The organism is Curtobacterium sp. PhB190 (genome assembly GCF_004365385.1).
Taxonomy (GTDB): Bacteria; Actinomycetota; Actinomycetes; order Actinomycetales; family Microbacteriaceae; genus Curtobacterium.
In genome coordinates this window covers 50,937-71,665 of sequence record NZ_SODN01000009.1, presented here as the reverse complement: position 1 = coordinate 71,665, position 20,729 = coordinate 50,937, and the positions used below count along the sequence as shown (strand labels likewise).

Genomic DNA, 20,729 nt, shown 5'->3' with positions numbered 1-20,729 from the left:
TCCGGGTACCGCCAGAGGCAGGATTCGCGCAGGCTTGGCCCATGACAACGCTCCGCACGGACCCTGCACCCGCGAACGGTAGCCAGCTGCCCCAACGGCCGCAGACGGCGTTGTTCCGTGACCTGGAGCGGCCAGGCCTGATCGTGTCGAATCTCACACCGAACTGGTTCGCGTCGATCATGGGCACGGGGATCGTCGCTGTCGCAGCTGCGTCACTGCCGCTGCAGTTCCCCGGGCTGCGCCTCGCGGCGACGGTCGTGTGGGCGATCGCCGCGGTGCTCCTCGTCGCCCTCACGACCGCGACGGTGCTGCACTGGATCCGCTACCGGAGCACTGCAGCCGGGCACCAGCTCAACCCGGTGATCTCGCACTTCTACGGCGCACCACCGATGGCGTTCCTCACCGTCGGCGCCGGGACACTCCTGCTCGGCAAGGACTGGGTCGGCCTGCCCGCCGCCGTCACCATCGACTGGGTCCTGTGGACCATCGGCACCATCGGAGGACTGCTCACGGCAGTGCTCGTGCCGTACCTGGCGTTCACCCGCCACGAGAACAAGCCCGACTCCGCGTTCGGCGGCTGGCTGATGCCGATCGTCCCGCCGATGGTGTCCGCCTCCACCGGTGCGCTCCTGCTGCCGTACGCCCCCGCCGGGCAGGCGCGGGAGACGCTGCTGTGGTCCTGCTACGGCTTCTTCGGCCTCAGCCTCATCACGTCGCTGGTCGTGATCACGCTGATCTGGAACCGTCTCGCGCAGCACAAGGTCGGGGCCGCCGGCATGGTCCCGACTCTGTGGATCGTCCTCGGGCCGGTCGGACAGTCGATCACCGCGGTGAACCTCCTCGCATCGAACGCCCCCACCGTTGTCGATGCGAGTACCGCGCATGCCCTGCTGGTCGTGGCGCTGGTGTACGGGTTCGCGATGCTCGGCTTCGCGCTGCTGTGGACCGTCATCGCCCTCGCGATCACCATCCGCACTGCCCGCGAACACTTGCCGTTCAGCCTGACTTGGTGGTCCTTCACGTTCCCCGTCGGGACCTGCGTCACCGGCCTGAACGGGCTCGCCCTGCACTCAGGCCTGACCGTCGTTGCCGTCCTCGCCGTCATCTACTACGCCGGCCTCGTCGCCGCATGGATCACCGTTGCCCTTCGCACCTTTCACGGATCCGTCATCCGTGGCACCCTGCTGGCACCGCCACAGCCGGCATGAGTACCCCCGAGGAACTCGCTGACGTTCGATCGCTGAACGGTCTCGCGGAGACGTGGCGGACCGCGCCCGACGGCAGCCGACGGTTCGTCCCGAGCTTCGACCCACGATCCGGCGGCAGATTCAGCCGTGTCCTGGTCCTGATGCAGTCGCCTGGCCCCCAGACCATCGCCGCAGCGCACGCAGCGATCTGCAGCGAGGACAACCCGGGCCCGACCGCGGCCGCGTTCCGAGCAGCCCGTATCGAGTCCGGACTCGCACGCGGCGAGTACGTCCGCTGGAACCTTGTCCCATGGGAACTGCCCGACCGCGTGCGACTCGAGGACATCGACGAGGGGCGGCATGCCCTCGCCACACTGCTCGCGGCCCTCCCCGCTCTCACTGCGATCGTCACGTACGGGGCCGTTGCCCTCGACGGCGTCATGCGACACTTCACCCTGGACGAGCACCCCCGACTCCTTCCGGTCATCGCAGCACCACATCCGTCTCCCGCCAACGGCCGCCACCGATCGGAACAACACCTCCGTTCCGTGCAAGCACTCCGGCTCGCCGCGCGAGCGCGGCAGACGTAACAAATACGAACGATTCCGCTACAACTATCCGTACCGGCGCTCAGTCCGGGTGCGAGGCGCCGTGTCTTGTAGCGGAACCCAGTCCCAGAATCTACGTGCCGCCACTACCCCTCCTGGTCGAGTTTCGCTACGTTCTCTTCATGGGTCACCTTCTCGGGTATGCGCGCGTGTCCACCACAGACCAGGACGCGTCGCTGCAGATCGACGCGCTCAACGCCGCTGGCTGCTACCGCGTGTTCGTCGACACCATGTCCGGGTCGCTCCAACACCGGCCCGAGCTCGACAAGCTCCTCGACCAGCTCCGCCCCGGCGACACTCTCGTCGTCTGGCGACTCGACCGGCTCGGCCGGTCCATCCGGCACCTCATCGATCAGCTGCACGCTCTCGCCGAGCGCGGCATCGGGTTCCGGTCCCTGCAGGAGACCATCGACACCACCTCGCCCGGCGGCCGGCTCGTGTTCCACGTCTTCGCCGCGTTGGCGGAGTTCGAACGGGACCTCATCAAGGAACGCACCAACGCCGGCCTCGCCGCCGCTCGAGCCCGCGGCCGCACCGGCGGCCGACCATCTCGGCTCTCCGCGGACCAGGTGCGCACCGCACGCCGGCTCTACGAACAGCAGGACATGACCGTCGCGCAGATCGGCGACGTGCTCGGCGTTAGCCGCACCACCATCTACCGTGCACTCGCGAAGCACGCCGAGCCCGTCGCGGCGCGACGAACCAAGCCTTCCCCAACGATGTAGCTGGCTATGGACGCGAGCGAGCGGTGGGGCATCCTTCGACTGCACGTCGAGGACGCCATCCCGCTCGCCACCCTGGCCCGCACCACGGGCGTCGCTGAGCGCACCCTGCAACGCTGGTTGGCCCGCTACCGAACCGGCGGATACCCGGCTCTCGCCGACGGCACCCGCACCGATCACGGCGCCCGACGGACGGCACCGGAACTGGTGCGCCTGATTGAGGGGCTCGCACTCACCAAGCCACGACCTTCGATCGCCACGATTCACCGCCAGGTCGACAATTACTGCACCAAACGAGGTCTCTCAGCGCCGTCGTACTCCGTTGTGCGGTCGATCGTGAACGGGCTTGATCCCGGGATGGTGACGCTCGCGCTTGAGGGGCCCGCGTCATATCGGGACAAGCACGAACTGCTGCTCCGACGTCGTGCGGATCGCCCCAACGCGATCTGGCAGGCGGACCACACGATGCTCGATCTGCTCATCGTCGGACCCGACGGCAAGCCCGAACGGCCGTGGTTGACGGTGATCCTCGACGACTACTCCCGCGCGGTCTGCGGGTACATGGTGTTCCTCGGCGCCCCATCCGCCGCGAACACCGCGCTCGCGCTCCGGCAAGCGATCTGGCACAAGCCGGAACCGGACTGGCCTGTCTGCGGGATCCCAGACGTGCTCTACACAGACCACGGGTCCGACTTCACCAGCCACCGAATCGGCGACACCGCCGCCGTGCTGCACCTCCGCATCATCCACTCGCAGGTCGCTCGCCCCCAGGGCCGCGGGAAGATCGAGCGGTTCTTCGGCACCATCAACACCGAGCTGCTCCCAACGCTCCCCGGCCACCTCGCACCCGGATCCTCGGCGCCGGCGCCGACGCCGGCGCTGGATCTCGCCGGTGTCGACAGTGCCATCAACACGTTCATCCGCCGCTACAACGCCCGCATCCACCGCGAGCTCCGGAAGAGCCCACTGGAAGCGTGGATCGCAGACGGGTGGCTGCCACGAATGCCGGACTCCCTCGAGCAGCTCGACGGGTTCCTGCTCACCGTCCCGACCACGCGTGTCGTGCAACGAGACGGCATCCACTTCGAAGGGCTCCGCTACACCGCAACCACTCTCGCACCCTTCGTGGGCAGCACCGTCAGCGTCCGGTACGACCCCCGCGACGTCACCGAGATCCGTGTCTTTCACCGCGACGCGTTCCTGTGCACCGCGATCAGTACCGCGCATCAGACCGAGACCATCAGTCTCAAGCAGATCCAGGCCGCCCGGAACGCGCAACGAAGAGCCCTGCGCGGGCAGATCCGCGAACGCATCGCGATCGTCCGCCCCACACCCGATGATCACACCCCACCAGCACCCGCACCGGCACCGGATCAACCGCGACTGATGACCTACGAGGAGGACCGGTCATGACGAGCCAGTTCATCATCACGAAGGAACACCGTCGGTTCGCGGAGTTCGCCGACGCCGTCCGGAAGCAGAACACCATCGGCGTCTGCTTCGGCCCCGCTGGCGTCGGCAAGACCCTCTCCGCACGCCGCTACGCCCACTGGGACAGCATCGGCCCGTTCATCGCCAGATGGGCCGCACGCAGCGAAGACGACACGAAGATCTACGCCGCCGCCCACCGAGCCCGCACCGTCTTCTACACGCCCGAGGTCTCCGCCACGATGCGCGCCCTGCAGGACGACCTCCGGCACGACATGCTCCGCACCGAACGCTGCATCGAGGAACACCTCCTGCTCCAGGGTCGCCACTTCGACCACGCACACGGCCCCAACCCGTCCCTGCTCGAGCTGATCATCATCGACGAGTCCGAACGCCTCACCGGCAACGCGATCGAGTGGCTCCGCGACCAGTACGACCGCACCGGCATAGCGATGATCCTCATCGGCATGCCCGGCATCGAGAAGCAGTTCAGCCACTACCCGCAGCTCTACAGCCGCCTCGGTTTCGCCCACCAGTACCGTCCGCTCGGCCACGACGAGCTGCTCTTCGTCCTCGAACGTCAATGGCGCAAGCTCGGCAAGACGCTCGACCCCGACGACTTCACCGACGCGCAAGCCATCGCCGCCGTCGAACGCATCACCCGCGGCAACTTCCGGCTCCTTGAGCGCCTCCTCCCTCAGATCCAACGCGTCCTGAAGATCAACGAGCTCGACGTCATCACCAACGACGTCGTCGAGGCCGCCCGCAGCACCCTCGTCATCGGCACCACCTGACCCGACACCGATCGCAGCGAAAACGACGACACAGAGCGAGGCTGCTCACATCTGACACTTTCTGTTGAGGGTCTTAGACTTCAACTGGACAAGTAGGGGTCGGAGGCGTGGTGTCGGGTCAGCGGGTCGGGTATGTGCGGGTGAGCACGTTGGATCAGAGCACGGTGCGCCAGCTCGATGGTGTCGTGCTGGATCGGGTGTTCGAGGACAAGGCATCCGGGAAAGACGTGGATCGCCCGCAGCTCGAGGCGATGATCGGGTTCGTCCGCGACGGTGACACGGTGCTGGTGCACTCGATGGACCGGCTTGCGCGGAACCTCGAAGATCTCCGCCGGCTCGTGCGCCGGCTCACGGACAAGAAGGTCCGTGTCGAGTTCGTTAAGGAGCAGCTGGCCTTCACCGGAGAGGACAGTGCGATGGCGAACCTGCTGCTGAACATGATGGGTGCGTTTGCCGAGTTCGAACGCGAGCTGATCCGGGAACGCCAGCGTGAGGGGATCGCGTTGGCAAAGCAGCGTGGCGTGTACCGCGGCCGGGCGCGATCGCTTGGCGTAGTGCAGGTCGCGGAGTTGATCGGCCGCGCTCGCGCCGGCGTGCCGAAGACGGTGCTGGCGAAGGAGTACGGCGTCAGCCGGGAGACGGTTTACGCCTACCTCCGTGCCGCAGCCTCACCCGCGAGCGAGTGAGGCAAGAGAGCATGACCAGAATCACGCAGGACAGCGTGAGCAGTCACAGCCGCAGGTCCGAGCGGGTGGGTACGCCGCGACGCTCGAACGAGCAGGCATCGTTGCCCGATCCGCCATGAAGACGAAGGATGTGGCCGGCTTCCCTGGCTTGTAGCATCCTCGGCCCAGCGAATAGGGGAGCGACAGGGCGCGACGTTCGCCATACTCGTGGGGTGCACCTTTGTTACGTGGACGACTCGGGGGATTCGAAGCACGGTGTGACGCTCACCGGGCTGCTCGTGGAGGACGCGCACTGGTCCACGGTGCTGAACGCATGGCTAGAGGGTCGTCGCGCGATTCATCGCGAGTTCGGTGTGCCGAAGACTGCCGAGCTGCATGCGACGAAGCTCTACAAGGGTCGGGGGGAGTACTGCGAAACGACCAAGCAAAATGCCCGGTTCGGGACTTCAAGCCGGGCGGCGGCGGCGCGGATCATGCTTTCCACTCTCGCGAAGCACGCGCAGTTCGAAGTGTTCACCATCGGCGTGCGCGACGTGTCGAAGCCGGTAGCGTACGCCCGCTTTATCGCGTGGCTCGAAGACTGGGCGGATCGTGCTGACACGCAGGTGATGGTGATGTACGACGGCCAGCAGGGGCTGGGCAATCCAGGTGAGGAGCTCACTGCCCCGCGGGACCGAGAGTTGTGGGAGAGAGCGCTCCGTGACGCCGCTCCGTACCGAGAAGTTCACCGTTCCCTCGAGATTGGCCAGCGCCGAATCATCGAGGACGTGGTGATGCAGGACAGCCGGTACAGCCAGCTCATCCAGGCCGCGGATCTCATCGCGTATGGCGCCTACCAAAAGCATCGGCAGGAACACCCGGATATCTGGGGCAGCAAGGGGAAGCCGGTTGAAGGAGCGATCGTCGCGTACATGCAGCTCGCCACCCGATGGGCAGCAGGGTCAGATTTTGGCGTCCACTGGCTGGACTAACGCAAGAACCCCCAGCCAAGGCCGGGGGTTCGCGGGGTGCAAGACCCCTTGGTCGACCACAAAGATCGCATAGGGCCTTGCGTCGATGACTGTACCAAGGCTCTCTCGGCTCCGCAACGGCAGGCTCGCGCAGGTGTAACCACGACGTCTCCGGGTGGCCGGCTGGTGTTTCACGTGTTCGCGGCGTTGGCGGAGTTCGAACGGAACCTCATCAAGGAACGCACCCACGCCGGCCTCGCGGCAGCGCGTGCTCGTGGACGGACTGGTGGGCGTCCGCCGCGACTGTCGGCGGATCAGGTGCGGACGGCCAAGCGCTTGTATGAGCAGCGGGACATGACGGTCGCGCAGATCGGGGACGTGCTTGGGGTCAGCCGGACGACGGTGTATCGGACGCTGAGACGCGAGGTCGAGCCGGTGGCGGGGCGGCGCGGCAAGATATCTCCGTCTCGAGGGACTGGCGAACATTGGCGCCGTCGCGGTGGTGGTGGGGTCGGTTACGGTGGTTTGCCGGTGAGTATCGGCGACACGACGGGGGCAGATGTGGGCGATTTCCAGGCGTTCCGGCCGGATCCGCAGGCGTTGCAACAGCAGTTCGCGCAGTCGCGTGCTGCTGTTGCTGCCGAGTTGGCGCGAGCGGGCCGTAACACTCCAACTAGACCGGGAGATGTCGAGCCGTATGTCACTGAACGAGTGTTGAGCGAGCAACTGCCGGAGGTGATCTCGCGTGTGTATGTGGTGACTGGGCACCAGTCGGAAGCGTTCGACGATTTCTATGGTGCGTTGGCACAAGCGCAGCGGCCCATGGTGGAGCGGCGCTCTGTGTCGTTGGGGACGGCGGACACTCCTGCTGAGATCGCGGCGACGTTGTCTGCTATCCCGTCGGCTTCCAATCATGTGGTCGTGTTGGTGCGGGGCGGCGGGAGCCGCGGGGAAGATCTGTGGGCGTTTGACCATCCAAATGTGGTGAACGCGATCATCGAAGCACGCAACCCGATCCTCACGGCGCTCGGGCATCGCGGCAACGTGTTTTGGGCCGATCACGTCGCCACGGCGTCGATGCCGGTCCCTGGAATGCTCGGCCAGGCCATGCGTGTCGCGCTCAGGCAGCGGTACTTCGCAGCTCAGAAACCCCGGCTGAACGCAGCACCCAAGACAGCGGCACCGCAGCCGCGCCGGAGTACCCCGACGCGACCCACGTACCGAGCGTCGTCGCCTCGACATGGACGGGCGGAGCGACCAGCTGCGTCAGCCTCGCCATTCCAGGCGCCCGCACCGGTGTACCCAACCCAGCCGGCACGGCCTGTCCCGATGTTTGCCCCGGGACGGCAGCCACCTCCCCGGCAATGGACCTGGGGCGCAACCTCGATACGCCGACCTCGAGGGTTCGGAGTCGCCTCGCTGGTGCTGGGCTTGATCTCCGCGTTCGCCGCTGGCGGGTTCCTCATCCTGCCGATCGTCGGTCTCGTGCTCGGAATGATCGATCTTCGCCGGCGCCCACGAAAGGCAGCGATCGCTGGCGTGATCATCAACAGCTTGGTGCTTGTCGGGATGGTTTTATCGCTCCTCCTCCTCGTCGCGGCCGGCATGAACACGCCATCACCAAGCCCGATCCCGAGCTCTCCGACGGGCTGAGCGGTCGTCCGTGCGAGATCGTGCTTGCTCCTTCCCCTGCCGCGTGATCCACAGCAGGTAAGACGGCCGGTGAGTTCGGGGCCCACCTGGCTTGTCCGCCTACGGCTCAGCTCACACGCCACGACTACCACCGACGCTTTGGCGGATGTACCGGTGAGGGATCGGCTACCGGTCGTGAGTCACTCCAGGAGCGATTGCACCGCGTTCCAGAGGTCCATCTGCTTCCCGCTGGAGAAGAGCGCTCCAGCCTTCTTGAATCGGTAGGTCGTAGCGCCCGGCATTCCCGCCCCGAGTAGACGCACATGACCCACCAGGCGGCCATCCTCTGCGCTGGACACATCCCAGTCCGACGGTGAGCCAACAGGAGGGCCCTGACACACGACGAGGTACCTGTGGCCAGCGTCCGTCTCAACCTCGAACTGTTGCACATGGTCCAGGTCCGCATCGCGGCCCTGCTGCTCGCCACGGACGGTCACCAGCCGGATGTTCGCCTGCATACCCGAAGGATCCCACCAAATCCCGTGCGCGCCCGGTCAACGATCGATCACCGGACGTCCTGACCGGGCCACTGCGTCGACCAGGTCGACATCACGGTAGGTCGTGAGGCCCTCTGAGCTGACCCCATCCGAATCGGCTCTCCGCGATGAAGTCCTGGAGATCACTCTGCACGTTGCGAACGAGGGCGTCGAGACCGTCCTCGACCCACAAACCGCCGGACCAACCGCGTTCGCGCATGATGCGCCAGCGGACCACGGCGCTGTTCTGCTCGACGAGATCGTCCCCGTCCAGCGCTGAGCCGGTGACGTCGTCGATCGGCAGGATGTCCAGCGTGAGCGTCGCGAGCTCAGGGGTCGTGAGCATGACCTGGAACATCGGCCGCAGCAGGGCGATGACTTCTGACACCTCGAGGATCTCGTCCACCCCTCGAAGCTAATGCCTGCAACCAGCGGAGGCTCTGTGTGCTCCGGACGGACAGCTCATGCCCGTCGGTGATCCGCGCGACCCGCACGACGGTAACGAGGTGCTCATACGATCATCGCGACCGCAGGGAGGTCTCGTCCCTCAGACCAGCCCGTCCGCTTGACGATCCGCTACCCGGACCCTAATTGCCCCTGGCAGTGCCTCAGTGGTCGGAGTCTCGGTCCTCGCACTCCGCGAGCTCGATAAGCCACACCCAGAATCGCCAGGCCAAGGCCGCAGACCACCGCTGCGCGTGCTCGACGTTGTGGCGCCACCGCCTCGCTCCTGACCCGGGCGTAGGAGGACAGCGGCGGACTCGCGAACTCGGTGCCGGCTCGAGCTCGAGCTCCCACCGCGGTACAGAACGATGCGCGATAGTCGCCTCGTCTCTCGATGGGCCACGTGGCAGCCGTCGAGACGATCGACTGACGGGACCGCTTACGGCCGCTGGCCCGTATGGCAACCAGGCATGACGCGCTCGTCACCACAGGGACGGCTGACATTCATCTCCGTTCGTCGCTCAGGCCCTCGCCGTGCCTCCTGCCGATGCGCGGTAGGAGCTGAAGTCGCAGGTGTGGATGGCGGTGGCGTCCATCACTGTCGTAAGGGCGTACGCCGCGCAGTCTCGGAACGTGGCGACGCTGAACGCCTTCTCTGACCGATGCAGCGCGCCCTTCGACGGGCCGTCTCCCCCGATGCCGGCACGGTGGACCATCCACTCGATGTCACCTGCCTCGTCGGTGAGGTACCTCATCACCGCCTCGTTGTCCTCGTGCTGACCGATGTACCCGCGGGCGATGGTGGCCCGGATCAAGCGGAGCGCTGGCGGGAGCCCGACCCCGGGAGCGGCGCTGAGCCCGCCCGCCTGGTAGAGGAATCGGCCGACGCCGTGCCGCCGCATGGCAGGGATGAGCCGCCGGACGAACTCGGTGTTGATCGGACGCTCGCGCTGCGCCGCAGCATCTCCGAGCATCGAGACCACGAAGTCCGCACCGGACACGAGCGCGTCCAGATCCAGGTCCGAGTCCCCCGTGATGGAGCCGCGGACGATCTCCAGATCGGGATGCTCGATCGTGAGCTTCGCCGGCGTCCTAGCCAAGGCCCGCACGCGGTGCCCCTGCTCGAGCGCCAGACGGATGAGGTGCTGCCCGGTCTGGCCCGTCCCGCCGAGCACCACGAAAGTCTTCTGTCGATCCATGTGCATCGTCCTGTCATCGAGCGCACCCCGAGAGGCGCGATCCGGAGACGACGCGTGTGCGCCGTCTCATCAATCTAGGCGGTGACTAGAATCTAGTCAATGCCTAGTCGAGCGTTAGGATCAGGCCATGACGATGCGGCCGTTCCATCACGGGAACCTGCGCGCGGTGCTGCTCGAGCAGGCCGAGGCGATGCTCCGGAAGAACGGAGTCGACGACCTGTCCCTGCGTGAGCTCGCGAGGCAAGCCGGGGTGAGCCACGGCGCTCCGAGGACCCACTTCATCGACCGCCAGGCACTACTGGAGGCTCTCGCCGCGCGCGGCTTCGCCCGACTCACCGACGACGTGCGATCAGCCCTGGCCGGACCAGGGCCGCTCCGCGAGCGGCTCGGCCGCGTGGGGCAGGCATACGTGGACTTCGCCGTCGACGACGCCGCCTTGATGGAACTGATGTTCGCCGCCAAGACGAGCGCTCACGAGGGCCCCGTCCACGACGCCGCGCTCACCTTGTTCAGGGTCCTGGATGAGGCCATGGGCGCGTCTTACGAGTCGGAGGCGGATGGCGGCGCCCGAGAGATGTTCAAGCTCCTGTTCGCGGCCACGATGCAGGGGATCGCAGCGCTCATCGCCTCCCAGCGCATCTCCCGGAAGCAGGGGGACGCGCTGGTGCACGAGGCGATGGACACGATGCTGGAGTCGCGCCTCGGCGCGCAGGCCGTGACCGGGCACTGACGAGCGAGGGCACGAGGCCGCGCCCGGCAGGGGATCTCTCAGTGAGACGTAGGTCGACGCTGGATGCGAGGAACAGCAAGTGCCGATGCGATTGCGACTCCCGTGGCCGATATGACCGCTGCGCAGGCGACGCCGGCGACGCCTGCCGAGCTACCGATGATGAGGCCGGCCGCAATCGTTCCGAGCGCAGCGCCTCCGACGGCAGCCACGACGATCAGTCCGTACGCGCTGGCGAGCATCCCCGGCTGCACGACGTCGTCGAGCGCGGCGGATAGGAGGATCGTCACGGGGCTCGACAGCGCCCCGGCGATGAACACCAAACCAGCCACGAGCACGAGCTGGCCAGCAACGAGCGCCAGTGCCGCGTACCCGCTCGCGGTTAGAGCCAGAGCAGTGACCAATTGCGACCGTCGACTGCTCGGCAACGGGCGGGCGCCGAAGAGGAGTGCACCAGCCGCTTCTCCGAGCGCCAGAGCCGCCAGCACGGGTCCTGTCAGTCCTCGGCTCCCGACCGCCTGTGCCACTGCAGGCACGATGGCGGTCAGCGATCCCGTCGCCATGCTCACCAGCCCGCTGATCGCGAGGATCCGGCCGAATGTCGCCACGCCGGCCACCGGAAGGGGCGGACCGGAACGGTGCGAGGGTGCGCTTCTTCCAATCGATAACGCCAGCAGGGAGCCAGCGGTCGCGATCACTGCCGCAACGATCACGAAGCTGAGACGTCGAGTCGCTGAGGTCGCGAGGAGGCTCGCCACCACCGGCCCGACGGCGAGTCCCGCTTGGAACGCGACCGAGAGCAGCGCGTAGGCGCCGGTGCGTTCACCGGGCCTCGAGAACGAGCGCGGGATCGACGCTCGAAGTGCCGCAGCCAGGGCCGGGAACGACACCCCGGCTCCAACCAAGAGGACCGGCTGCCACGCCGAACCGGGCGACGCAGCGACCGCGAGCATGACGCCGCAGCTCATGCCCGCACTGGAGCCCACGACCCAACGCGCAGCGATGCGAGCCATCAGCGCCCCCTGGATCGGGACGCCCACCGCATTCGCCAGGCCGAACGCTCCCGCGGCGAAGGCTCCGTCGACCAGGGACGTGCCAGAGGAAAGGATCAGTGACAGCGGGATCATGCCGAGCGCGATAGCCGAGAGGGCAACCGCTCCGATGCCGGCGACGAAGGACCGATTTGCCACGAGACGTCGGTAGACGACAGCCATGAGAGCTCCATGATCGGAGCCCACCCACCCGGGAGACATACTCCCCATCTGCCGGCGAAGCGCCGACAGCGTCGATCGTACGCACGCTGAACCGGTCATGTCGACGTCTCGGTAGCCGGTCGTTCACCGCTACGCGACAGTCGTCGCTCACAACGGGTTCCGTTGCCTACGGCCGCCTGAACAGGGGTATTCCCGTATGCCTGTCCCGCGAAAATGCCCGCTACACACCGACGACGTCGCCAGCGGCTGAATCGGTGGCAGCGGGGGAGATAGGTGTGGCGAGCATCCGGTAGAGAGTTGTGCGGTCGATGCCGAGCCCTCGAGCGACGGTGGTCTTCGGCACGCCGGTGCTGATGAGGCGGCGTGCTTCGGTGATCTGGTCGTCGGTCAGTTTGCGGTTGCGGCCCTTGTACTTGCCCGCAGCCTTTGCAATGCGGATGCCTTCTTGTTGGCGTTCGCGGATGAGGGTGCGTTCGAACTCAGCGAACGCGCCGAGGAGGTTGAGCATGAGCCGGCCGATCGCGTCGTCGGTGTCGCGGCTGTAGGTCTGCTGCTCCTTCACGAACTCGACTGAGGCACCCTTCGCGGTGATCTCGTCGACGATGTCGCGCAAGTCGCCAAGGGAGCGTGCGAGCCGGTCCATCGATGCGACTCGGACGGTGTCGCCGTCCCGGACGTAGCCGATGCAGTCGGCAAGGGCCAAACGGTCGGCGCGTGCACCGCCGGAGATCTTCTCCTCGAACACGCGGTCGACGTCGCCGATGGTCTCGAGTTGCCGGTCGAGGTTCTGATCGACCGAGCTCACCCGAACGTAGGCGACGGTCTGCGTCTTGTGTTGCACCACTCCTAGACCCTCGCACACTCCTGTGGCAGAAGTACGAAACAGCACCCTAGAACCACGCGATTTGACTACTCCCGGCACTGTTGCGTTGGGGTATACCTCACTACCACGCGTCTCAAGGAGCGTAAGCGGCCCCTCTCCACGCGCAGGAACTACGACCGAATCCAAACCGACTTCTTGCGCCCGAGTTGTCTAAGTCAACATGAGTGCACGTGCCGGTGATGCTATCCGATCCAGAAACTGTCATCGATCCATCCCACATTGTCGGTCAGTCGACGTACAATCTTCTCGAGGCATGTGGAAGAGCATGCACCCGACTCGAAAGGTTTCTTCATGGCACCGTCCGTCCCCACCATCACCTGCCCGTACTGCCGAAACGTCTTCGTTGGCGTCAAGGTGACGCGGCACGGCCTCATCAATTGCGGCAAGTGCGGTCGAGCGTTCCGCATCTGATCATGTCGCCCGGCCGCCGCTCACGGCGGCCGGGCGACACTTCTTCCGATAGAGCAGAAGCGAGGGTGCCATGAGTGCCAGTCAGTACCGACGGCAACTGGAAAACAAGCAGAAGCAGCAAATCGACGCCGAAAGGCGTGTCGGAGAGTATCGAACGAAGGAATCAAAAAAGAGAGCCGATGCCAGCAAAGCACGCTTGGCGGCGACTAAAACGACAAGCGCGAGTACTGCCTCGAGTCGACTTCGCGAAGCGCAGCGACGGGATGCTGAAGCAGCGCAAGCGGGCAAAGATGCGGCGAGCTGGCAGACGCGGGCCACGGCGTACGCGAAGGATGCTTCCGGACTGCAGACAAAGCTCTTCAAGGCAGAGCAAGCCGAGACCTTAGCGGCTCAGCGCGATCAGGCGAAGGCTTTGGCAAGCGCCAGCCGCTCGGCAGCGGCGAATCAGTCCGCGCTCGAAGTTCGTGTAGCTCGGAGTGAAGCCACTGTTCGTGACGCCGTTCAGCAACTTCGAACTCCTCGCCAGGAAAAGCTGCGCATCTTGATCCTCGGTGCATCCTCCGACGGGGGGTTGAGGGTGGGTCGTGAGCAGACCCGAATCCGCCGAGCGGTTCAATCTGCGGAGCATCGGGATCTCATCGAACTCGACGTCCGCCCTGCCGCCACCACAGAGGATCTTTTGGACGGATTGACTAGATTCCGGCCGCATATCGTGCACTTTTCGGGGCATAGCGATGATGACCTGATCGAGTTCGAGGATGAGGTAGACAAACCTCACGATGGCGTTGTGGTCACCGCGCGAGCCTTCGCGAATGCAGTACAAGCCGTCGACGAACCACCTCTTCTCATCGTGCTCAACTCGTGCAACTCAGCCGCTCAAGCCGAGGCGCTTGTAGAGACGCTCGCTCCATTCGCAATCGGGATGTCTGATGAAATCGACGACACTGACGCGATTGCGTACGCTGCTCAATTCTATGCAGCGCTCGCGAATGGTCAGTCAATCGGCGCAGCGCATGGCCTTGGTAGAGCAGCGCTCGAGCTCGCTGGACTGGGTGGCGCGGAGCTGCCCACGCTCGCGGCCATGGACGGTTTCGATTCCGCGGCCGCCGTGCTCGTGAAGGTAGTCGAGTAACGGCAGCCGTCTTGTCCCTCCAGAAAGCTGGGCTGACATAAGAGCGCCGTATCGGCGTCAATGAAAAGAGCCGGCTGCCCTCGAGGGCAGCCGGCTCTTTTCGTGGGGGAGTGGCGTCAGTGTGCGGCGTCGTACGCGTCGCGGACGGCCTGGCTGATACGGCCACGCGAGGAGACCTCGTGGCCGTTCGCGTTGGCCCACTCGCGGATCTTCGCGAGTTCTTCCGAGTTCTCACGCTTCGGCGCGCTGCCAGCACTGGTACGCGCGGCGCGGCCGTTGACCTTTCGCGCGGCAGCGACGTAGTCAGAGAACGCTTCGCGGAGCGCGTCAGCGTTGTCGTCGGTGAGATCGATCTCGTAGTGCCCGCCGTCAAAGGAGAAGGACACGGTGCGGCCCTTGCCTTCCTCGATGGTGTCGCCGGTGAGGTCATCGACCAGGTGCGTGGTGACTTTCTGCGCCATGGTGGAGGTCGCCTTTCGCTTGGGGATCATCTCCACCCTGGCATAGCTGATCCCGGAGAACGCTTCGTTCGTTCTTCTTCCGATCGGCTGATCGGACAGACTGGGCAGTGATGTCTGATTCGTCGCCAGCCGTATCCGGGTATGCCGCTGCTCTTGCCGAGCTGACGCGGCAAGTGCATGCGGCTCGGTTCACGGCGCAGCGCCGCGTGAACACAGAATTCATCCGCCTCTACTGGGGGATCGGGACGACGATCCTGCAGCGTCAAGGCGATCGGTCTACGGACAGCCTCGAGCGATCTTTTGGCCGTACCCGCTTAGGTCCAGGACGCTCCTCGGGAGGGCCGGCCAGTCCTGGCAGACTGCGGCTATGACTGAATCGCCCATCACTCGATCGACTCTTCTCGACCAGGCTATCGGCGGCAGCATGGACGTATCGCACGTCGAGGTGCGCCGAATCTCGATCGCGGCCGGCACGACGGGTGGCGCCCATGTTCACAACGGCCCTGTGTTCGGGACCATCGAGAAGGGGTCGGTCACTTTCCAAATCGGCGACGAGGCAGAGACCACTCTCCGCGCGGGTGATGTCTTCTACGAGCCGGCGGAGGTCGTCATCTCCAAGTTCGACACCACGAGCGAGGACCTCGTGTTCCTCGGCTACTTCCTCCTCGCGGAGGGATCAGCGCCTGAGATCAAGTCCCGGCACAGGGCTGACCGGTAGTGGATCGGTTAACGAGTCGGGCTGTCGGGATCGGGGAGCTGCCGGATCCATCGTTCTTCGTTGAGTCCGGTTCCTGGGTCGAGCTGCCGCCTGTCGATGCGCTCGAATCCGTGCTTCGCGTAGAAGCGCTGGGCGCGCAGATTGAACGAGAACACGAGCAGGTGCGCGTCGTCTTCGCTGATCGCGGCGTGGAGGAGATTCGACGCCAGCCCTGTTCCGTGTGAGCCCTGATCGACGTACAGGGTTGATAGTTCGAGTGCGGGAAGGCCGTGCCGTGCTTCGGATGTGTGCGTCGTGCTGGCGACGCCGAGGAGCCGGCCGTTGGCCGACTCGGCCACGAACACGCGCCGGCTTCCGCCACGGATGCGCTCCGCCCAGCGTCCGGTTCCCGGCTGGGCGGCCCTGGCGTCGAGGAACGAGTCCGGGACGACGCCGCGGTACGTCTGCTCCCATGCACGCATCTGGAACAGTCCGATCGCTTCAGCGTCCCGGACGGTTGCTCGGCGGATGTTTGCCATCTCACCAGTTTGAGGGATGGTCGTGCGAGGCGTAGCGGGCGTCTCGGTCACCGATGGGCTACTGGAACACCTCGGGCAGTGCGGCGACGAACTGGTCGAAGTGGCTGTACCAGACAGAGTGGGCAGCACCGGGAACGTCACGGACGATCACGCCCCGGCTACGGTGCCGAGCCGCCGTCTCGTCGTCGACATACGAGCTCGGCTTCGCTCGAACGATGATCGATCCGGGATCCGGCTCGAAGGAGACCCCAGCGCCCGTCGCCGGCGCGGCCACAGTGGCCGGATCGAAGTGCTCCGCTGCCCGAGCCTCGACCACGCAGTCCTGGTCGCTGTAGAACGGCCGCGATGCTCGGAGCCCGTCATAGGTGCGAGCCCGCTTGTCCTGCTCGTACTCGGCGGTGAGCTCGGCTCGATCCCAGCCGCCGCGTGTGGTGAATGGAGTGTCGATGTAGACCGAGAGTTCCGGTGTGAGCAGCGCGGTGTCCACAGCCGCGGCGAGGAGCAGCCCACCGTACGAATGCCCCATCACCAGGTTGAGCACCGACCCGCAATCGTCGGCAATGGACTCCGAGATCGACCGAGCGGCGCGATCCACCGTCATGGTGTCGTCGCGGGGCGACAGCCCGTGGCCCGGGAGATCGACCGCAAGAACGCGGTAGCCGCTCTCGACCAGCAGCGGGACGACTCGCCACCAACTCTCATGTGATCCGGTCATCCCGTGTAGCAGCACCGCCGTACGTTTCCCCCGGCCCTGCACCTCAACGTGAAGCTTCATCGGGGTATCGAAGCACATCCCGCGCCACCAGCCGATTGCCTCGATAGCCGATCGGCTATCGGGCCGGTCTTCGCGCCTCAGGCTTGGCTATCCGCTTGGCTTCGATGTGTCGCACGGGTACCTCCCCGACCGCGTTTGCTGAGGGTTCACTAAGCCCGCCACGGTGCTACCCGGTTTGACCAGGGCTTTTCCGTTTTTCCCCGTTCGGGGGTCGGGTACAGACACTCAGCTTCCTCATATGCTGCGCAAGCTGACAGCAACCCGTGCTGTCGTTCATCTAGGGGGTCTCGTGCGCACACTGCTGCACGCTCCGCGCACGAGGAAGCGCAGCATCGCTGTCGTAATCCTCAGCGCCATCGCACTTGTTGGATCGCTGCTCGTCGCCACACCGGCGCAGGCAATCAACGACACCGGAACCGGTGGAGTGTTCGTTCCTGCCACTGGCCGTGTTCTCGACACCAAGAACGGCGTCGGTGGCTACAGCACACCGATGGAAGCCGGGAAGTATCGGACCATCAAGATCGCCGGTCTCGCTGGGATCCCCGACGACGGCTCGGTGGGCGCGGTGTCGTTGAACGCCACCGTCGGTGGTTCTACCGACAACGGCACGCTCTTCGGTCGACCGAACGCGGACACGTCGCGGACGATGATGCTGATCTACAACGACAACACTGGGGAGTATGTGTCGAACTCGGCAATCGTCGCCGTGAACTCCGATGGCACGATCCAGGTCGCGACCGAGACCGCCTCGCGGCTCATCCTGGACGTGCAGGGCTACTACACCAGCGGCGAGGATGGCACCGCTGCCGGCGGGTTCGTTCCCGTCGCTGGGAAGCGGATCGTCGATACCCGAAGCGGACTCGGTGCGCCCAAGGCAATCCTCACCCCTGGCAGCAGCATCGACGTGCAGGTCGCCGGCGCCAACGGCGTTCCCGCGAACGCCTCCGCCGCGGTCGTCAATCTGGTGCCCCAGAGCACCAGCACCTCCGACGGCTACCTCACCCCGTACCCGACCGGCACCACCGCCCCGAAGAACGCCCTTCACTATGCCCCATCGACGAACACGTCGATCCAGGCGCAGGTGCAGCTGTCTTCTTCAGGAAAAATGACTATCGCGAACCCGTCGGGCACTGCGAACCTCGCCGTCGATCTGCAGGGGTACTTCACCGCTGCTGGCACCGCAGGCGCCACCTTCACCCCTGGAATTGGCCGCGTGTACAACTCCACCGCAAGCGGCGAAACAGTCCTTGCCGCGAACGAGACGCGTTCCATTCAGGTCACCGGCAAGGCGGGCGTTCCCGTGATGGGCTCCGGCATCAACGCGGTGGTCCTCACCCTGACGGCGTACCACGGTGGCAGTGAAGGCCGCGCAACCGTCTGGGCGGACGGCACCGCCAAGCCAGACACCACCTCGATCAACTTCCGCGCTGACGAGATCCGCACCAACACGATCACCGTTCCGGTCGGCGCAAACGGCAAGATCAGCCTCAACAATATTGCGTCCCCCACCAACTATCTGATCGATGTGCAAGGCTGGTACGCCAATGCGCAGCTGCCGCGAATTGCCTGTGACGCTCCCTTCGCGGCCGGCGCGTGGGCAGAGGCGCCGACGACTGGCGCCGGTGCGATTAACTGCACCTTCTCAGCTCCTTCCGCCTTCCGTACGGGTCAGGAACTGCAGGTCAACGTCAACGGCCTCCCGGAGGCGGCATTCGCGCTTAGTGAGGGGCAATCAAGCTCCTTCGCGTATCAGCTGCAGAACCTTACTGGGTCAGTGAAGGTGGAAGCGTTCGTAACGGACGGCGTTTCCGACGGGCCAGTGTCCAGTTATCAGTTTGGTGTCGGCGATTGGTCAACCGCGGCGCTGATCCCCTCAATCGCTGACAACTCAGTAATCTCTGGCGAGCAGGCTGTACTGGCGGCAATGTCGTCCTTGACTGGATCCCTTCCGGCAGACGCGAGTGTGGCGTACACGGTGGTCGACCAGACGGATGGTACCGTCTTCTCGACAAATTCCAACGAAGGTCTACCGACTGCCCTCACTGGCCTTCCCGCAGGCCACTCGTTCGAGTGGAGCGCGAAGGTTCGGGCTCTCAGTGACTGGACTCGTACCACTGAAGTGTCCACTCCGACGTGGCGTTTCCGCGTGGCCAACGATGGAGAGCCGGTGACTTCGACGGAACCGGAAGAAGATCAGACAGCGAACAGCGGTGCCATGAGTAGCATGGCTTCTAAGTCGACTGTGAATGGCTGCACGGGAGTGCCGCAATCGTGGGGCAAGGCTTACTTCAAGCCGGTCTGCAACAACCATGACCGTTGCTATGCCAAGGAATCACGTACCAGCAGGCTTAGTTGCGACAATGCATTCCTCGCTGGGCTGCAGAAGGTTTGCCGTAATGCTTATTCAGCGGGGAGAAACCGAAACCTCTGCTATGGCATCGCTGCGGAATACTACTTCGGTGTTCGAAACCTCGGACTCCTGTTTTACAAGGGTAAAGGAAGCAAGGTATGAGTAGCTTAAGGACGCCATTTGGCGCAGCCGCTATTATCCTGTCATGTGCGTTCGTGCTCATTGCGGTGGGATCGGTCTGGGTTATCTTCACGCCGGAGGGGACCGGTGTCAATTTTCCAGCAGGACTTCTGTACTTACTCGGATTGGTCACCGGTGTTGTCGGCCTGGTGTTCACCATAGTTGGGCTTTTTCGTCGGCAGTAGCTAGTCTGACGTGCAAGGTCGTCTAATTATTTGATGCAGAGGGGTGAGTCGAGCAATCCACTCACCCCTCTGTCATATCCAATGGCCGCACTCCGAGCGACCTCCCGGCGCTAGCGGGCCGCAAGATCGGTCACGGGACGTCGTGCAGACTGCTCGGCGGCCGGGTTCTGGGAGTCCGAGGCCGAGCTGCAGCGCACGCTCGCGCTCATCGGACTGGTGCAGGAGGAGCGACGTCACCGCTGACCCTGAACGGTGTCCCGTGAATCGAGGGCGGCCTGCGCTGCCCTGCAGTTCGGGCACCAGTCGACGTCGTCTACTGAGCAGTCCCACCCGTACGACTCGGCATGCCCCCGAGCACCGCCGTAGCTGACCGCGTTGGGGCCGATAAGGGCGAGCTTTTCGCTGCACTGGTAGCCGTCGCAGGTGAGCACGATCGCTGGGTGGATTGCCATGCCGTCTCGTCTCTCGCCGGCGTCAGGCGTCGACGGTGATGCCGAGGCTGATCCACCCGTCGGGGATCGACTGCCGGTACGCCTTCAGGGCTGCGTCGCAGTTCGGCCCGGATGCCTCGTGCGGCTGGATCTCGGTCGACCGGGCGACAGCGCGGACGGCCGCGGTCGAGCTCAGCCTGTTCGTCTGCACGACGTCGTACCCGGTGCGGTCCAGGCCTTCGACGTCGCGGGCCCGGGCGATGCTCTGGTTGTCTGCGTGGCCGTCAGCGGTGATGGCGTTTGTGGAGCGGATCGTGCCGCGGACGGTGGTCATGGATCCATCTTCACCGATCGCGCCGACACCAGATTCGCGCTGCGCGCGTGCGCCCTGTCTGCGCTGCGCTGCGCAGGCCATCGGCGGAGCCGTGGCCGGTTCGCCGACGTCGGCAACAGCTGCACGAGGTGGCGGGGTCATGGTGGATGGATGATCGGTTCGCGTGTCTAGCCGGCTGATTGTGGACGATGAGCTCGCGCGGTTGCAGTGGATGTTGATCGACG

21 protein-coding genes and 1 pseudogene are annotated in these 20,729 nt (G+C 65.2%); 13 read left to right on the top strand and 9 right to left on the bottom strand.

Features of this window, described 5'->3' with window-relative positions:
- Positions 1-41: 41 nt before the first annotated feature.
- The 9 genes and pseudogenes from EDF47_RS15635 to EDF47_RS15600 all read left to right on the top strand — a co-directional run bounded on the left by EDF47_RS15635 (position 42) and on the right by EDF47_RS15600 (position 8,028).
- Positions 42-1,208, top strand: a complete 1,167-nt coding sequence (locus EDF47_RS15635; RefSeq protein WP_060915499.1) for a TDT family transporter — start codon at positions 42-44, stop codon at positions 1,206-1,208.
- Entirely contained in the window at positions 1,205-1,777 is a 573-nt protein-coding gene (locus EDF47_RS15630; RefSeq protein WP_055960816.1) for a uracil-DNA glycosylase, read from the top strand. The genes EDF47_RS15635 and EDF47_RS15630 overlap by 4 nt, the downstream gene beginning before the upstream one ends.
- Positions 1,778-1,917: 140 nt before the next feature.
- Positions 1,918-2,520 (top strand): recombinase family protein, encoded by a 603-nt coding sequence (locus EDF47_RS15625; RefSeq protein ID WP_055960814.1) that lies wholly within the window; start codon positions 1,918-1,920, stop codon positions 2,518-2,520.
- A gap of 6 nt (positions 2,521-2,526) precedes the next feature.
- Positions 2,527-3,930 (top strand): Mu transposase C-terminal domain-containing protein, encoded by a 1,404-nt coding sequence (locus tag EDF47_RS15620; protein ID WP_071301383.1) that lies wholly within the window; start codon positions 2,527-2,529, stop codon positions 3,928-3,930.
- Positions 3,927-4,739, top strand: a complete 813-nt coding sequence (locus EDF47_RS15615) for an AAA family ATPase (protein ID WP_055960810.1) — start codon at positions 3,927-3,929, stop codon at positions 4,737-4,739. Before EDF47_RS15620 ends, EDF47_RS15615 begins: the two co-directional genes overlap by 4 nt.
- 110 nt (positions 4,740-4,849) lie before the next feature.
- Positions 4,850-5,425: a recombinase family protein gene (locus EDF47_RS15610; protein ID WP_131881635.1), complete on the top strand. Its 576-nt coding sequence runs from the start codon at positions 4,850-4,852 to the stop codon at positions 5,423-5,425.
- 227 nt (positions 5,426-5,652) lie between these two features.
- On the top strand, positions 5,653-6,396 hold the full coding sequence (locus EDF47_RS15605; RefSeq protein WP_207913291.1) for a DUF3800 domain-containing protein: 744 nt from the start codon (positions 5,653-5,655) through the stop codon (positions 6,394-6,396).
- Between the two features lie 141 nt (positions 6,397-6,537).
- Positions 6,538-6,786: pseudogene (locus tag EDF47_RS20225) on the top strand (recombinase family protein); the annotation flags it as partial.
- 120 nt (positions 6,787-6,906) lie between these two features.
- Positions 6,907-8,028, top strand: coding sequence for an exodeoxyribonuclease VII large subunit (locus EDF47_RS15600; protein ID WP_243698134.1), 1,122 nt, complete (start codon positions 6,907-6,909; stop codon positions 8,026-8,028).
- Positions 8,029-8,207: 179 nt separating this feature from the next.
- Here EDF47_RS15600 and EDF47_RS15595 read toward each other — a convergent pair whose 3' ends face one another.
- The 3 genes from EDF47_RS15595 to EDF47_RS15585 form a co-directional block, all read right to left on the bottom strand.
- Positions 8,208-8,525 (bottom strand): hypothetical protein, encoded by a 318-nt coding sequence (locus EDF47_RS15595; protein WP_133938564.1) that lies wholly within the window; start codon positions 8,523-8,525, stop codon positions 8,208-8,210.
- Between the two features lie 91 nt (positions 8,526-8,616).
- On the bottom strand, positions 8,617-8,949 hold the full coding sequence (locus tag EDF47_RS15590; protein WP_131881516.1) for a hypothetical protein: 333 nt from the start codon (positions 8,947-8,949) through the stop codon (positions 8,617-8,619).
- A gap of 559 nt (positions 8,950-9,508) precedes the next feature.
- Complete coding sequence (locus EDF47_RS15585; RefSeq protein WP_131881514.1) at positions 9,509-10,186, bottom strand: NAD(P)H-binding protein; 678 nt, start codon at positions 10,184-10,186, stop codon at positions 9,509-9,511.
- A 127-nt stretch (positions 10,187-10,313) separates the two neighbouring features.
- Here EDF47_RS15585 and EDF47_RS15580 point away from each other — a divergent pair, with 127 nt between their 5' ends.
- Positions 10,314-10,916, top strand: a complete 603-nt coding sequence (locus EDF47_RS15580; RefSeq protein WP_207913289.1) for a TetR/AcrR family transcriptional regulator — start codon at positions 10,314-10,316, stop codon at positions 10,914-10,916.
- 38 nt (positions 10,917-10,954) lie between these two features.
- Here the strand turns inward: EDF47_RS15580 and EDF47_RS15575 are convergent, their stop codons facing one another.
- Both EDF47_RS15575 and EDF47_RS15570 read right to left on the bottom strand, forming a co-directional pair.
- Positions 10,955-12,127 (bottom strand): MFS transporter, encoded by a 1,173-nt coding sequence (locus EDF47_RS15575; RefSeq protein WP_166673251.1) that lies wholly within the window; start codon positions 12,125-12,127, stop codon positions 10,955-10,957.
- A gap of 220 nt (positions 12,128-12,347) precedes the next feature.
- The gene (locus tag EDF47_RS15570; protein ID WP_243834071.1) at positions 12,348-13,013 is read right to left on the bottom strand and encodes a recombinase family protein; all 666 of its coding nucleotides are present in this window, start codon (positions 13,011-13,013) and stop codon (positions 12,348-12,350) included.
- A gap of 478 nt (positions 13,014-13,491) precedes the next feature.
- On the opposite strand from EDF47_RS15570, the gene EDF47_RS15565 reads away from it, so the two are divergent.
- The gene (locus tag EDF47_RS15565; protein WP_133938570.1) at positions 13,492-14,553 is read left to right on the top strand and encodes a hypothetical protein; all 1,062 of its coding nucleotides are present in this window, start codon (positions 13,492-13,494) and stop codon (positions 14,551-14,553) included.
- Between the two features lie 116 nt (positions 14,554-14,669).
- On the opposite strand, the gene EDF47_RS15560 is transcribed toward EDF47_RS15565, so the two are convergent.
- Positions 14,670-15,014, bottom strand: a complete 345-nt coding sequence (locus tag EDF47_RS15560) for an Lsr2 family protein (RefSeq protein WP_133938572.1) — start codon at positions 15,012-15,014, stop codon at positions 14,670-14,672.
- Between the two features lie 367 nt (positions 15,015-15,381).
- Here EDF47_RS15560 and EDF47_RS15555 point away from each other — a divergent pair, with 367 nt between their 5' ends.
- Positions 15,382-15,732, top strand: coding sequence for a cupin domain-containing protein (locus EDF47_RS15555; RefSeq protein WP_131881506.1), 351 nt, complete (start codon positions 15,382-15,384; stop codon positions 15,730-15,732).
- A gap of 8 nt (positions 15,733-15,740) precedes the next feature.
- Here EDF47_RS15555 and EDF47_RS15550 read toward each other — a convergent pair whose 3' ends face one another.
- Together EDF47_RS15550 and EDF47_RS15545 are read right to left on the bottom strand one after the other, a co-directional pair.
- The gene (locus EDF47_RS15550) at positions 15,741-16,301 is read right to left on the bottom strand and encodes a GNAT family N-acetyltransferase (protein ID WP_133938574.1); all 561 of its coding nucleotides are present in this window, start codon (positions 16,299-16,301) and stop codon (positions 15,741-15,743) included.
- Positions 16,302-16,308: 7 nt separating this feature from the next.
- The gene (locus EDF47_RS15545; protein ID WP_166673249.1) at positions 16,309-17,025 is read right to left on the bottom strand and encodes an alpha/beta fold hydrolase; all 717 of its coding nucleotides are present in this window, start codon (positions 17,023-17,025) and stop codon (positions 16,309-16,311) included.
- A 289-nt stretch (positions 17,026-17,314) separates the two neighbouring features.
- On the opposite strand from EDF47_RS15545, the gene EDF47_RS15540 reads away from it, so the two are divergent.
- Positions 17,315-19,537: a phospholipase A2 gene (locus EDF47_RS15540; protein WP_166673248.1), complete on the top strand. Its 2,223-nt coding sequence runs from the start codon at positions 17,315-17,317 to the stop codon at positions 19,535-19,537.
- A 677-nt stretch (positions 19,538-20,214) separates the two neighbouring features.
- On the opposite strand, the gene EDF47_RS15535 is transcribed toward EDF47_RS15540, so the two are convergent.
- Positions 20,215-20,505 (bottom strand): hypothetical protein, encoded by a 291-nt coding sequence (locus tag EDF47_RS15535; RefSeq protein ID WP_133938580.1) that lies wholly within the window; start codon positions 20,503-20,505, stop codon positions 20,215-20,217.
- Between the last annotated feature and the right edge of the window lie 224 nt (positions 20,506-20,729).

Bases quoted from the DNA above. Each gene is read 5' to 3' on its own strand.
- EDF47_RS15595 (WP_133938564.1), bottom strand. From the start codon at position 8,525: ATGCAGGCGAACATCCGGCTGGTGACCGTCCGTGGCGAGCAGCAGGGC.
- EDF47_RS15575 (WP_166673251.1), bottom strand. From the start codon at position 12,127: ATGGCTGTCGTCTACCGACGTCTCGTGGCAAATCGGTCCTTCGTCGCC.
- EDF47_RS15535 (WP_133938580.1), bottom strand. From the start codon at position 20,505: ATGACCACCGTCCGCGGCACGATCCGCTCCACAAACGCCATCACCGCT.
- EDF47_RS15555 (WP_131881506.1), top strand. From the start codon at position 15,382: ATGACTGAATCGCCCATCACTCGATCGACTCTTCTCGACCAGGCTATC.
- EDF47_RS15620 (WP_071301383.1), top strand. From the start codon at position 2,527: ATGGACGCGAGCGAGCGGTGGGGCATCCTTCGACTGCACGTCGAGGAC.
- EDF47_RS15565 (WP_133938570.1), top strand. From the start codon at position 13,492: ATGAGTGCCAGTCAGTACCGACGGCAACTGGAAAACAAGCAGAAGCAG.
- EDF47_RS15580 (WP_207913289.1), top strand. From the start codon at position 10,314: ATGACGATGCGGCCGTTCCATCACGGGAACCTGCGCGCGGTGCTGCTC.
- EDF47_RS15545 (WP_166673249.1), bottom strand. From the start codon at position 17,025: ATGAAGCTTCACGTTGAGGTGCAGGGCCGGGGGAAACGTACGGCGGTG.
- EDF47_RS15585 (WP_131881514.1), bottom strand. From the start codon at position 10,186: ATGGATCGACAGAAGACTTTCGTGGTGCTCGGCGGGACGGGCCAGACC.
- EDF47_RS15625 (WP_055960814.1), top strand. From the start codon at position 1,918: ATGGGTCACCTTCTCGGGTATGCGCGCGTGTCCACCACAGACCAGGAC.
- EDF47_RS15615 (WP_055960810.1), top strand. From the start codon at position 3,927: ATGACGAGCCAGTTCATCATCACGAAGGAACACCGTCGGTTCGCGGAG.
- EDF47_RS15560 (WP_133938572.1), bottom strand. From the start codon at position 15,014: ATGGCGCAGAAAGTCACCACGCACCTGGTCGATGACCTCACCGGCGAC.
- EDF47_RS15635 (WP_060915499.1), top strand. From the start codon at position 42: ATGACAACGCTCCGCACGGACCCTGCACCCGCGAACGGTAGCCAGCTG.
- EDF47_RS15630 (WP_055960816.1), top strand. From the start codon at position 1,205: ATGAGTACCCCCGAGGAACTCGCTGACGTTCGATCGCTGAACGGTCTC.